8 protein-coding genes are annotated in these 12,428 nt (G+C 64.8%); 2 read left to right on the top strand and 6 right to left on the bottom strand.

Annotation, left to right across the window (positions count from 1 at the left end; all coding sequences use genetic code 11):
• The first annotated feature begins 164 nt into the window (after window positions 1-164).
• Window positions 165-1,139, top strand: a complete 975-nt coding sequence (gene hemB / locus ACLEJU_RS26160) for a porphobilinogen synthase (protein ID WP_435423993.1) — start codon at window positions 165-167, stop codon at window positions 1,137-1,139.
• Window positions 1,140-1,200: 61 nt separating this feature from the next.
• Here the strand turns inward: hemB and ACLEJU_RS26155 are convergent, their stop codons facing one another.
• Both ACLEJU_RS26155 and ACLEJU_RS26150 read right to left on the bottom strand, forming a co-directional pair.
• Entirely contained in the window at window positions 1,201-2,535 is a 1,335-nt protein-coding gene (locus tag ACLEJU_RS26155; protein WP_435423994.1) for an MFS transporter, read from the bottom strand.
• A gap of 64 nt (window positions 2,536-2,599) precedes the next feature.
• A complete protein-coding gene (locus tag ACLEJU_RS26150) occupies window positions 2,600-3,919 on the bottom strand; it encodes an NAD(P)/FAD-dependent oxidoreductase (RefSeq protein WP_435423995.1) in 1,320 nt (439 codons plus the stop codon).
• A 224-nt stretch (window positions 3,920-4,143) separates the two neighbouring features.
• Here ACLEJU_RS26150 and proP point away from each other — a divergent pair, with 224 nt between their 5' ends.
• Complete coding sequence (gene proP / locus ACLEJU_RS26145) at window positions 4,144-5,646, top strand: glycine betaine/L-proline transporter ProP (RefSeq protein ID WP_435423996.1); 1,503 nt, start codon at window positions 4,144-4,146, stop codon at window positions 5,644-5,646.
• A gap of 3 nt (window positions 5,647-5,649) precedes the next feature.
• On the opposite strand, the gene ACLEJU_RS26140 is transcribed toward proP, so the two are convergent.
• The 4 genes from ACLEJU_RS26140 to treS form a co-directional block, all read right to left on the bottom strand.
• Window positions 5,650-6,351: a YoaK family protein gene (locus ACLEJU_RS26140; protein ID WP_435423997.1), complete on the bottom strand. Its 702-nt coding sequence runs from the start codon at window positions 6,349-6,351 to the stop codon at window positions 5,650-5,652.
• A 9-nt stretch (window positions 6,352-6,360) separates the two neighbouring features.
• On the bottom strand, window positions 6,361-6,987 hold the full coding sequence (locus ACLEJU_RS26135; protein WP_435423998.1) for a riboflavin synthase subunit alpha: 627 nt from the start codon (window positions 6,985-6,987) through the stop codon (window positions 6,361-6,363).
• Window positions 6,988-7,160: 173 nt separating this feature from the next.
• The gene (locus ACLEJU_RS26130) at window positions 7,161-10,145 is read right to left on the bottom strand and encodes an autotransporter outer membrane beta-barrel domain-containing protein (RefSeq protein WP_435423999.1); all 2,985 of its coding nucleotides are present in this window, start codon (window positions 10,143-10,145) and stop codon (window positions 7,161-7,163) included.
• Between the two features lie 89 nt (window positions 10,146-10,234).
• Window positions 10,235-12,301 (bottom strand): maltose alpha-D-glucosyltransferase, encoded by a 2,067-nt coding sequence (gene treS / locus ACLEJU_RS26125; protein ID WP_435424000.1) that lies wholly within the window; start codon window positions 12,299-12,301, stop codon window positions 10,235-10,237.
• Between the last annotated feature and the right edge of the window lie 127 nt (window positions 12,302-12,428).

Raw genomic sequence — 12,428 nt, 5'->3', positions numbered from 1 at the left:
TTTTTTCTTCCCCCCCCCCCCCCCCCCCCCCCCCCCCCCCCCCCCCCCGCCACAGGAAAAAAGCTTATTGCCTTTGACGTAAGACATAATCTCTTCATCTGGCCTTTTCACTGGCGCGCGACAGGCATAAGGTATACGCCGTTAAAAAATGCCCTGGAGCTGTCATGTCCAACCGTTTCCCTTCCGTTCGTCCCCGCCGCCTGCGCCAGAACGAGTCCCTGCGCACGATCTTCCAGGAAACCGAATTCCGCCTGGAAGACCTGATCCTGCCGATCTTCGTCGAGGAAGGCATCGATGACTTCGTGCCGATCACCAGCATGCCGGGCGTCAACCGCATTCCGGAAAAACTGCTGGCTCAGGAAATCGAGCGCTATGCCCGCGCCGGCATCAAGTCGGTGATGACCTTCGGCGTGTCGCACAACCTGGACGCCACCGGCAGCGACACCTGGAACGAGAACGGCCTGGTCGCGCGCATGTCGCGGATCTGCAAGGACACCGTACCGGAAATGGTCGTGATGTCCGACACCTGCTTCTGCGAATACACCAGCCACGGCCACTGCGGCGTGGTGCACGACCACGGCGTGGACAACGACGCCACCCTTGCCAACCTAGGCAAGCAGGCGGTCATCGCCGCCGCTGCCGGTGCCGACTTCATCGCCCCGTCGGCAGCGATGGACGGCCAGGTGCAGGCCATCCGCAGCGCGCTGGATGGTGCCGGCTTCCACGACACCGCGATCATGGCCTATTCCACCAAGTTCGCCTCGTCGCTGTATGGTCCGTTCCGTGAAGCGGGCGGTACCGCGCTCAAGGGCGACCGCAAGAGCTACCAGATGAACCCGATGAACCGCCGCGAGGCGGTGCGTGAGTCGCTGCTCGACGAGCAGGAAGGGGCCGATGTGCTGATGGTCAAGCCGGCCGGTGCCTACCTCGACGTGATCGCCGACATCCGCGCCGCCTCGCGCCTGCCGTTGGCGGCGTACCAGGTGAGCGGCGAGTACGCGATGATCAAGTTCGGCGGCCTGGCCGGTGCCATCGACGAAGGCCGGGTGGTGCGTGAAAGTATCGGCGCGATCAAGCGTGCCGGTGCCGACCTGATCCTGACCTACTTCGCCATGGACCTGGCCCGCGAAGGGATCTGATCCAAGGCATGAAAAAGCCGCTGCAATTGCAGCGGCTTTTTTCTGCGCGAAAGGTGGCAGCCTACAGCGCTGCCGCTTCCTGCAAGCTCATCGACCTGGTCTCCGGTGCCAGCACCAGCGAGACCGCTAGGCCGAGCATGGTGATCGCCGTGGCCGCGAACATCGTGTTGGCGATACCTAACTGCTCCAGCGAGATGGGTACCAGCCAGGTGCCGATGGCCGAGCTGAAGGCGGCCAGCGAGGCGCCCATGCCGACCGCAAAGGCTCGGATTTCGGTGGGGAACAGCTCGTTCGGGTAGACGAACTCCAGCACCTGGGCGCCGCCGATGAACAGCGCATAAGCGCCGAACAGCGACAGCACCACCCAGCCCTGGGCATCCGGGAACAGTCCCAGGCCCAGCAGCGCCAGGCCCGACCACAGGAAGCTGTGGATGATGATGGTGCGCCGGCCCAGGTAGTTGATCAACCAGGTGGCGACGCAGCAGCCGATCACCAGAACCAGGGTGATGCCGATCGAGCCGTAGGCGGCCAGGTTGCCGGTCAGCTTCAGCGCCTGGAACAGCTTGGGCACGAAGGCGTACACGGCGAACAGCGGGATCACCGCGCAGGCCCAGAACATCACCACGAAGAAGATGCGCTTGCCGTAGCCGGCGCGCAGCGCGTCGAGAAACGACATCGCCTTGCCCGAGGCGGTGTCATCGCTGATGTTGCGCAGTGAGAATTCGTCGCCGTAGACCTGGCGGATGATCTGCTCGGCCTCCTGGCGGCGGCCTTTGCTCAGCAACCAGCGCGGCGACTCCGGGGTGCCCAGGCGGGCCAGCAACAGCAAGCCGGCAATGATCGCCGGGCTGGCCATCACGGAGCGCCATTGTTCCGGGCCAGCGTCGGCCAGCATGAAGTTGCCGGCGATGTAGGCCAGCGCGGCGCCGACGAACCACAGCACGGTCAGCAGCGACAGGCGCGAGCCGCGGGATTTCTGCGGGATGAACTCGGTCAGCAGCGAGCCGGCCGCGGTGTATTCGATGCCGACGGCCAGGCCGCAGCACAGGCGCAGCAACGACAGGGCCAGCGGGTCCTGAACCCAGAGCATGGCGATGGACGACAGCAGGACGATGGCCGGGGCGACGAAGAACAGCTTCTGCCGGCCCATGCGGTCGGTCAGCCAGCCGCCGAAGAAACCGCCGGCGAACACGCCGAGCAGGGCCATGGCGGCGACCATGCCTTGCCAGAAGCCGCCCAGTTGCAAGGCTGCGGACATGGGAAGGGTGGCGACGCCGATGATGCTGAGGATGTAGCCGACCATCACCCAGCCCAGCCCGGTACGCAGGGTGAGCAGTTGATGGAAGTGGTTGATTTCAACGTCGTCGATCATGATGGGTGAGGCAGTGGAACGCATGAGTCTCTCTTGAACGGTAGGTGATGCAAAAACAGGTGGATGCGGGCCTGGCGGCCCGCTTGGGTCAGACTTCCAGGCCGGCGCGGAACTGGCCCCACTTGAGCACCGAGTTCACCCCGATCGAAAGGAAGGGTTGCGACGGGGTCTTGTTCGGGCCGGGCGAGGCCAGCAGGAAGTCGATGTGCTCGTTGCGCTCGCCCACCAGCCAGTCGGCCAGCAGCTTGCCCGTGGCGGTGCCACGGGTGATCCCCAGGCCGTTGCAGCACAGTGCGCCGTAAACGTTCGGTGCCAGTTGGCCGAAGAAACCTTCGTGGTTTTCCGACAGGCAGATGGCGCCGCTCCAGGAATATTCGAACTCGACGTTGCCGAGCATCGGGAAGCGCCGTTCGAACGACTTGCGGTGGGCCGGCAGGTGACGCTTCAGCGCATTGGCGCGCGGGCGGCCGTCCGGGTAGAAATTGAAGCTGTTGCGGATCAGGATGCGGTTGTCGGCGGTGCGCCGAACGGTGCTGCCGAACGGGTGCGCCGGGATCACCCCCCACACCGGCTGGCCGCCCAGGCGGGCCTGTTCTTCCTCGGTCAGCTGGCGGCTGAGGCTGGCGTAGAGGAAGGTCGGCAGCAGGCGGCCCTTGAGGAAGCCGAAAGCCGAGGCGAAGCCGTTGTTGGCCAGGATCAGCTTGTCGGTGACGATGCTGCCGTGCGCATGCGCCAGGGTGATGCGTTCACCCTGGTCGATTGAGGTGATCGCGGTGTTTTCGTACAGGGTGACGTTGGCCGGCAGGTGGTCGGCCAGGCCCTTGACCAGTGCCGAGGGCTGCAGCAGCAGAGTGCCGGGGATGTGCAGGGCCTTCTTGTAGTACGAGGTGCCGATGTGCGCGGGCAGGTCCTGCTCGTCGATCAGGGTGGAGCTGCAGCCGATCTTCTCCAGGCCGCTGCGGTAGGCCTCGAGGATGGCGATGCCCTTGGCGCCGACGGCTGCCTGGTACTTACCGGAGTCGGACATCTGGCAGTCGATGCCGTTGCGCTCGACGATGTCGCGCAGGTAGTCCTGGCCAAGGGTGTTCAGGCGCAGGACCTTGGTCGCGGTGGTGACATCGCCGATGTAGTCCTTGGCCCCGATGTCGTGGGGCACATCGATTGCGAAACCGGCGTTGCGGCCTGCGGAGCCGAAGCCGACTTCCTGGGCCTCGACCAGCACGATCTCTTCATTGGGGAAGTTCAACGCCATCTGGCGCGCCGCTGCCAAACCGGTCAGGCCGGCGCCGACGATGGTCCAGCGCGCTTCCTTGCGGCCCGAATGGCCCGGACGTGGCTGACGCTTGGGGCTCGTGTGATACCAGCCCGGACGGGCGTCATCACCAGGCAACGAAGTGACTTTTTGCAATTTTTATACTCCGGTTAACGATCAGGCTCGCAGGCATGCCACGGTTGGCACATCGGCCTTCGAGTGCGACATTTTGTCATTGTCTATCTCAATAATACAATTTGTCTACTATTCGTCTTTCCGGTTGTGGATTGTTCATGTCGAGAAAAAATCAGTGAGTGCTGAATTATTTAGTGTCCCGTTGTATCTGATCCCTTAGAGCCTTCAGCGACAGGGATACAGGCATGAAATCTCGCAAGAAAAGCGTCCAGCCAATCGGCCTCAAGGACATCACCATCGTCGACGACGCCAAGATGCGTAAAGCGATCACCGCCGCCGCACTGGGTAACGCCATGGAGTGGTTCGACTTCGGCGTGTACGGCTTCGTCGCCTTCGCCTTGGGCAAGGTGTTCTTCCCCAACGCCGACCCCAGCGTGCAGATGATCGCGGCACTGGCCACGTTCTCGGTACCGTTCCTGATCCGCCCGCTGGGTGGGCTGTTCTTCGGCGCCCTGGGCGACCGCTTCGGGCGGCAGAAGATCCTCGCCGCGACCATCGTGATCATGTCGCTGAGCACCTTTGCCATCGGCCTGATACCGTCCTATGCCTCGATCGGCATCTGGGCACCGATCCTGCTGTTGCTGGCGAAAATGGCCCAAGGCTTCTCGGTGGGCGGCGAGTACACCGGGGCGTCGATCTTCGTCGCCGAGTATGCCCCGGACCGCAAGCGCGGCTTCCTCGGCAGCTGGCTGGACTTCGGCTCGATTGCCGGCTTCGTGCTCGGGGCGGGGGTGGTGGTGCTGATCAACACCGTCGTCGGCGAAGAGAAGTTCCTCGAATGGGGCTGGCGCCTGCCGTTTTTCCTGGCCTTGCCGCTGGGCATCATCGGTCTTTACCTGCGCCACGCGCTGGAGGAGACCCCGGCGTTCCAGCAGCACGTGGACAAGCTCGAACAGGGTGACCGCGAGGGCCTGGCTTCGGGGCCGAAGGTGTCGTTCAAGGAGGTCGCCACGCAGCACTGGCGCAGCCTGGTGACCTGCATCGGCGTGGTGATCGCCACCAACGTCACCTACTACATGCTGCTCACCTACATGCCCAGCTACCTGTCACACAACCTGCACTACAGCGAAGACCACGGCGTGCTGATCATCATCGCGATCATGGTCGGCATGCTGTTCGTGCAACCGATCATCGGCCTGATGAGCGACAAGTTCGGCCGCCGCCCGTTCATCGTGGTAGGCAGTGTCGGGCTGTTCGCCCTGGCCATTCCGGCGTTCATGCTGATCAACAGCGGGGCGCTCGGGCTGATCTTCTCCGGCCTGTTGATCATCGCCGTGCTGCTCAACTTCTTCATCGGCGTGATGGCCTCGACCTTGCCGGCGATGTTCCCCACGCACATCCGCTACAGCGCCCTGGCCAGCGCTTTCAACATCTCGGTGCTGATCGCCGGCCTGACCCCGACCCTCGCCGCCTGGCTGGTGGAAAGCAGCGGCAACCTGTATATGCCGGCGTACTATCTGATGGTGATTGCCCTGATCGGCCTGGTCACCGGCCTGACCATGAAGGAAACCGCCAACAAGCCGCTGCGTGGCGCAGCGCCCGCCGCTTCGGACATCGAAGAAGCGCGCGAACTGCTGCAGGAGCACCACGACAACATCGAGCAGAAGATCGAAGACATCGACGCGCAGATCGCCGAGCTCGAGGCCAAGCGCAAGCTGCTGGTGCAGCAGCACCCGCGCATCGAGTGAGGCTCAGCGCGGCATGTAGCCGCGCTGCCACGAACGGGGGATGAACCGCGACACCAGCGCCAGCAGGCAGGCCAGCGCAGCACTGCCTGCCATCGCCTGCAAACCCAGGTGCTGTTGCAGCCAGGCGCCGAGGGCGGCGCCCAGCAGCATGCCGGACCAGGGCACCAGTTGCACCCGCCAGCCGTTACGCCGCTCACCCAGCAACCAACGCCCCAGGCCGCGGCCGAAGCGCGACAGGGCACCGGTGACGTAGGTCAGGCCGATAGGCAGGCCGTTGACCTGTTCCACCACCGCATTGATCATGCCCATGGCCAGCGTGGCGGCCAGCAGTGCCGGGAAGGTTGCCGCAAAGGGCCACGACGCGGCGCAGGCCATCAGTGCCGCAACCACCAGCAATACCGGCCAGGCCCGGCGCCGGAAGCCGCGCGCCAGCAGCACGCCCAGCGCATTGCCGGCCACGAAGCCCAGCACGGCGCCGCTCAGGCGCAGCACCATGGCCAGGTCCGCTTCACTGATGGCCACGGCCAGGCGTGTGGTATTGCCGCTCATGAACGAGACGAAATCACCCAGCGCCAGCAAGCCAATGGCATCGGTCATGCCGGCCAGCACCGACAACCCCGCCACCAGGCCAAGGCCGACGCGACCCCGCAGAGTCTGCAGGCGCAGGCGCCTGGCCGTGCGCGCGGGGGAGGCGTTGGGTAGCACGGGCCGGCTTCAGCGCGGCATTTCGCGGGCGAGGGTGCTCTTGATCGTGCGCTCCACCACGTCCACCAGCACCATGGTCTGGTGGTCCACCTCGATGTTCAGCAACTCGCCGGCCTGATAGCGGGCGAAGGTAGTCTGGCGCAGGGTTTCCGGGATCAGGTTGATGGTCACCACGTTGTCCTCGACATCGGCGACGGTCAGGCTGCAGCCGTTGACCCCGATGAAGCCCCGTGGGAACACGTACTTGCCCCATTGCGGAGGCATGCGGAAGGTGATGAAGGCGCCGGTTTCCTTGATCGACAGTTCGACGACCTCGGCGGTGGTGGCGATGTGGCCGGCCATCAGGTGGCCGCCTATTTCGGCGTTCATTTTCGCCGAGCGCTCGATGTTCACCCCCTGGCCAGCCTTGAAGCTGTGCAGGTTGGTGCGTTCGAGGGTGGCGGTCATGGCGTCGAACTTCACCTGGGTGCCGTCGATTTCGGTAACCGACAGGCAGGTGCCCTCGACACTGACGCTGGCACCAATTTTCAGCTCGTCGAGCAGTTCCGGGGTGAGGTCGATGGTGAACTGGTTGTGGCCCGGGTAGGTGGTCACATCAAGCAGAGGGCGAACGGCCTGGACGATGCCGGTGTACATGGAGTTGCTCCTGGGCACAGAGAGGGAAAACATCAGGAAACTATGCCCGTGGCGCCGCAAATGCAAGCTGCCTGTACCGACCTCTTCTACAGCTACAGCACAGGGTTTGAAACCTGCGCCGTCTCTGTATGAGCGGGTTTACCCGCGAAGAGGCCGGATCAGGCAGTGAAGCTCTAGAACTTCAACTGCCACTGCCCGACAACCGCATGGTTACGGCTGTTGCTGCCCAGCTCCCCGCTATACCCCACACCAATGCTCTGCCGCGCACTCAACCCCAGGTCCAGCCCGGCCTCGACCAGCAAGCTGTCGCGGTCAATCGCACTGCCCTCGACACTGAACGCATCCCCCCCGGCAATGAACGCCTGGCGCGTGCGGGTATCGATGCTGCCGTAGGTGTGGCGCCAGCCCAGGGTCGCCCGTGGCGTCAGGCTCATGCCGTTGTCCAGCTGTCCCAGGTGCGCCAGGCGCACGCCGAAGGTGCTGCTGAAGTTGTCCTGGGTATCGGCATCCACTGCCAGCGCCGCGTCACCGCCTTGTTCGCGGTAGCTGTCACGGTGGTAGCGCTGGTAGCCGAGGCTGGCGAACGGCTCGGTGCTCAGGCGGCCGCTGCCCATGGCATAGCCCAGCTCGACGAAGGCCTGCTGGCTGTCGGCATCGTAGTCACCCTTGAGGCGTTCGTTGAAGCCGCTGAAGGCCACGTCACGCTTGCTGTCGCCGTCATGGCTGCTGTATGCCGCGCCGAGGCGTACGGCCAGCGGGCCGTTCTGGTGCTGGGCGTACACGCCGGCGTGCCAGCTGCGCACGGTGCCGTCCAGGCCGGTACTGTCAAGGCGCGTGCGCGAATAGCCACCCAGCACGCCCAGGCGCCAGTCGCCGCCGAGCGCCCAGTCCACCCCCAGCACGCCGCCGCCGGTGCGTTGTTCCAGCGCGCTGGCACCGTGGCTGCCATCGACCTTGCCGTAGCTGCCCAGCGCCTGCGCCCAGACCCGCCCTTGAGCGTTCGGGTCGTTGAGGTTGCGCGCTTCGCGTGGCACGCCGGTGGCGGCCAGGGCAGGGCCGTCTTCGTCGTTCATGCCCACCAGCAGGCCGCCTGAGCTGCCCATGGCCTGCATGGCGCCGAGCATGGTGCTCCCGACCTGGCTGGCGCCGGCCATCGTCGCTGCCGCCAGGTTGGCGGTGTTGCTCCCAGACAGCTGCTCGATGGCGCTACCGGCTCCGGCCGTGGTGGTGCCAAGCACGGCGTTGTATAGGTTGCTGTTCTGCCCGAGGCTGGCCAGGCTGCGTGCGGCACCTGCGCCATTGTCGGACTGCGCGTAGTGCTCGAAGGCCACGTCGTTGCGGGTGTAGTCCAGGCCTACCGAGGTGCTGCTGTAGCTCAGGGTCGGGGTGAGGAAGGCATAGTCGCTGGTGACCTGGCCGAAGCGGCCATCGACCGATCCTGCGGTCAGTACGGTGTAGTGGCTCTGCCACGGGTATTCGCCGGCGCTGGGCTGTATGCGCAGGGTAGCGCCGTCGAGGCTGGCCGTACCACTGACGCTGAGCGGGGCGCTGCTGCCATCGGCGTTGACGCCGTAGACCAGGGTCGAGCCTTGACCAAAGCTCAGGTCACCCGCGATGGTCGCCACGCCCAGGCCGGTATTGGTCAGCAGGGTGCCGTTCACTTGCAGGCCACCGACCGAACCGCCACCGGCATAGGTAGCCCCCTGTTCGATGAGCATTTCACCGTGGATGCTGCCTTGGTTGACCAAGGTGGCGCCAGCGGTCACCACGCCGCCCTGGCTGAAGTCGTCGAGGCTGGTCAGCGTCCAGCTGCCGCCGCTGACCTTGAGCGTTTCGAAATTGGCGCTGTTGCCGAAGCTGCCGGTGCCGTTCAGGGTCACACTGTCGACGCCGTCGCCACCATCAACCCGGCCGTTGAATACGCCGCCGGTCTCCACCACCAGGCTGTCGTTACCTGCGCCCATGCTCAGCGCCAGGCCATTGCCGCCGCTGATGGTGCCGCTGTTGATCACGGTGTCGGCGAAGTCGCCGATCAGCTTGATGCCGAAGCCGTTTTCGCCCTCGATACGGCCGGCGTTGGTAATGTGGGTCGCGGCCACGCCGGAGCCTTCGGCGCCGTCGTCGACCAGGATGCCGTTATCGACGCTGCGGATCACCCCGGTACTGGTGTTGATCACGGTGCCGCCACCCATGGCGATGCCTTCGCTGCCGTTGGGCCGGCCACCGCTGTCCACGCCTTTGGCGCCCAGCCCCTGGATGGTGCCGGCGTTGTACACATGGCCGATGTTGTCGATGTCGACCCCGTCGCCGTCACCATTGATCTTGCCGTCGGCGATGGCGCCGGTGATGGTGCCCCAGTTGTACACCGTGCCGCTGCCGTCGGAGCCAAAACCCGAGCCGTTGCGCCCGGTGACACTGGCACCAGCGTAGTTGTAGAGGGTGGCGTCGCTTTTCAGATCGATGCCATGGCGGTCGGCGCTGATGGTGCCGTAGTTGTACACGGTGACGCCGGTGGAGGTACCGATCTTGATGCCATCCCACTTCTGGTCCAGGCCGTTTTTGTCCTGCGGCGCGGTGTCGGTGTAGATCAGCCCGTAGTTGGTGATGGTGGCGTTGGAGCCGGTCTTGATCGCATCGTTGCCGACCGCGTGGATCACGCCGCTGGCCTGGTTCACCAGGGTGGTGGTGAAGGCCGGGTTGTTCAGGGTTTCGAGGTCGATGGCCTGGCCTTCGACGGTGGACTCGATGGTGCCGGCATTGACGATGCTCAGGCTGCCGCCCGCTGCAGGGTTGGTCTGGAAGCGCAGGCCATCGTTGGTGCCCTGGATCAGCGCACCGGCCTGGTTGCTGATCACATAGTGGCTGAGGTCTTCACCCTCGTCCTTGGTGTCGATGCCGCGGCCATCGGTGGAGCGGATGATGCCGGCGTTATCGACGGTGAGGGTGGCGCCGCTGGTGTGCTTGGGCAGGATCACGCCGTCGTCGTCGCTGGCCACGATGCTGCCATTGGCGGTTACCTTGAGGGTGTCGGCCTTCTTCAGCTCCAGGGCATCGGTGCTGGCGCTGTCGATCAGGTAGTCCTTGGCCAAGGCGGCAGGGGCGAAGGCGGCACAGGCCAGTGTGACGCACAGGGCCAGACGATTGGGCGTGAAATGCATTGGGCGACCATGAGTTCTTGTTCAGGGGCGCCCAATATGGCCATTCGATATTACACTTTTATTGAATACCGTGCCGTTTTTATCGCCAATCACACATGCCCGCTGCTGTTGACGATACGCAGGCACAACGCCTCGTAAGGGTCGAGATTGACGGTCAGCCGGCCATCCTCGGTCAGGTCGCCTTCGACCGTCTCGTTGATCATGTCCACCACTGGCCCCGGGGTGAAGCCGGTCAGGTGCAGCTCCTCGGCAATCACCTCATGACTGAAGTTCAAGGCACTGATCTGGATGCCACGCCCGGCCGGCAGCTCATGCACCATCACCAGCAGGCCCGGGCTGCTGACCTCGGGCACCAGCACCTGGCGGCTGGTGGCGATGCCATAGGCCTGGCGCACGGCCAGCAGCTTCTTCACCTGGCTGGCGAACGACTCGGGGTTGTCCAGCTGGCTGTCGAGGCTGCCGTACAGCGAGCGGGCGCGGGGCATGCCGCGCACCGAAGCTTGTGCCTGCGGGTCGAGCCCGGCCAGGTCGTAGCCGCCCCGGTGGATCCAGCGGGTATCGCCATCGAGCATGCGCTCGGCCACCGCCTCGGCCGGTAGCGGCAAGGCGCCGACCAGGTCCCAGCCGGACAGCGCGACCACGCCCGGTTGCATGGCGTTGTACATCACCAGCAGCAGGTGCACCTTCTGGATCAGCGCGATGTCCGCCTGGCTGAGCTGATCGAGGTCGCGAATGCCCAGTGCCGCAGTGATCAGGCTGACGGTGGTGCAGGCAATGCCGTTGGTGACGAAGCGCAGGTTATACGGCGCATGCTCACCCGACAGGCGTTCGTAAATCTCTTCGCGGATGTGCTCGCGCAGAATACCGCCGGGCAGGGTCTGGCCCTTGTACAGGTACATGTCGTGGGCGTGCAGGGTCCAGAAATGCACCAGCTCGACGGTCAGTTCATCGTGGTTCTGCAGGGCATGGATCAACGACGCCGGGTCGATGCCGAAGGCGTGCATCTCCTTGAGCATCAGGCGCAGGAATTCGGTGTCGCCGGTCAGCAGGGCATGCTGGCAGGCCGGGCGGGTGATGAAGTCGTAGGACAGGTCGGCACCGCCCTTGGACATCTGTGCAATGTCGTCGAGGGTCAGGTTCAGCTCCTGGAAACTGAAGCCACCGGCCTTGCGGATCATGCCGCCAATCAGCTGGTTGCCGACGATCGACAGCGGGTGGCTCTCGGACCAGGCGCTGCCGCTGGCGCGGGTCTCCACGCCGAGAAAGCCGTTGGCATCCAGGCGCAGGCCGCGGGTGCCCAGGCAGTCCAGCGCGTGCAGGGCGTCGCCGATGATCATCTGCTGGGCGGCGAAGCTGGGGTCGAGCCAGTTCAGTGACGGCTGGCCGTCCTTGAAGTAGTGCAGGTACACCCAGCGCCGGGTCTTGCCATCGACCCCGGTGATCGGTGCGGTGGCGCTCCAGTCGGTTTCCTTGACCCCGGGCTCGAAGAAGATCACCCGCTGCAGCTGGCCGACGATGTAGTGGCGCAGCTTGAGTTCGTCGCACAAAGCGGGTGCCAGGTTTACAGCATCACGGCCCTCGGGCACGTCGGGCAGCAGCGGCCAGTCCTCCTCGCGGATCTCGACCATGTGGTAGAGGCCGGGGTAGGCGCCGTGCGCCAGTTCGGCCAGGCGGAAGTCGGCGCCCTTGCCGGTGTGCGAGGGGATCAGGTCGTCGATGGTCACGGCGTTGTGCGCGGCGGCCATGCGGCTCATCTGTACCAGCTCTTGCTCGTTGCCGTAGAGCGGGTCGATGTCGAAACTGATGCGGTCGAAGTTGCCGTCGATGCTGGGGGTGAAGTCACGCCCGCGCACACCGCCAGATTGCTTGATCGGGCCGGTATGGATGCCTTGCACGCCGATCTCCGACAGGCGTTTCCACAGGGCTTCGTGCCCGAGGGCAGACAGTACCGAGCAGCCTTCAGGGGCGATGATCGCGTCGGGGTAGACCGTCAGCCACACCGAGGCGATCTCGGTGGCGCGGCGTGGCTGGGCTTCGGCGTAGGGGTTCTGCCACAGGCGTGACTGGCCGGAGTACAGCCTGGCACGTTCCTGTGAGGCCTTGAGCATCGAACGGTCTTCAAGCCATTTGAGGTATGACGGGTCGGGCTGGGTCATTTCGCGTCCTCTTTGCGTGGCGGCACCGGCCAAGGTTATGACGGCATGGCGGGCGGATCGTTCGGCTTGAGAATAGCGGTGGCTTTTTCGCGGGCAAGCCCGCTCCCACAGATACCCTACAAGACTC

It is taken from the genome of Pseudomonas sp. SMN11, assembly GCF_052041945.1.
In the GTDB taxonomy this organism is placed as follows: domain Bacteria; phylum Pseudomonadota; class Gammaproteobacteria; order Pseudomonadales; family Pseudomonadaceae; genus Aquipseudomonas.
The sequence above is the reverse complement of the archived record's forward strand: the minus strand, read 5'-3'. Positions and strand labels throughout refer to the sequence as shown.

What these genes read in the sequence shown, in the direction of transcription:
- ACLEJU_RS26135 (WP_435423998.1), bottom strand. Translation starts at nt 6,987, where the DNA reads ATGTACACCGGCATCGTCCAGGCCGTTCGCCCTCTGCTTGATGTGACC.
- proP (WP_435423996.1), top strand. Translation starts at nt 4,144, where the DNA reads ATGAAATCTCGCAAGAAAAGCGTCCAGCCAATCGGCCTCAAGGACATC.
- ACLEJU_RS26155 (WP_435423994.1), bottom strand. Translation starts at nt 2,535, where the DNA reads ATGCGTTCCACTGCCTCACCCATCATGATCGACGACGTTGAAATCAAC.
- treS (WP_435424000.1), bottom strand. Translation starts at nt 12,301, where the DNA reads ATGACCCAGCCCGACCCGTCATACCTCAAATGGCTTGAAGACCGTTCG.
- hemB (WP_435423993.1), top strand. Translation starts at nt 165, where the DNA reads ATGTCCAACCGTTTCCCTTCCGTTCGTCCCCGCCGCCTGCGCCAGAAC.
- ACLEJU_RS26130 (WP_435423999.1), bottom strand. Translation starts at nt 10,145, where the DNA reads ATGCATTTCACGCCCAATCGTCTGGCCCTGTGCGTCACACTGGCCTGT.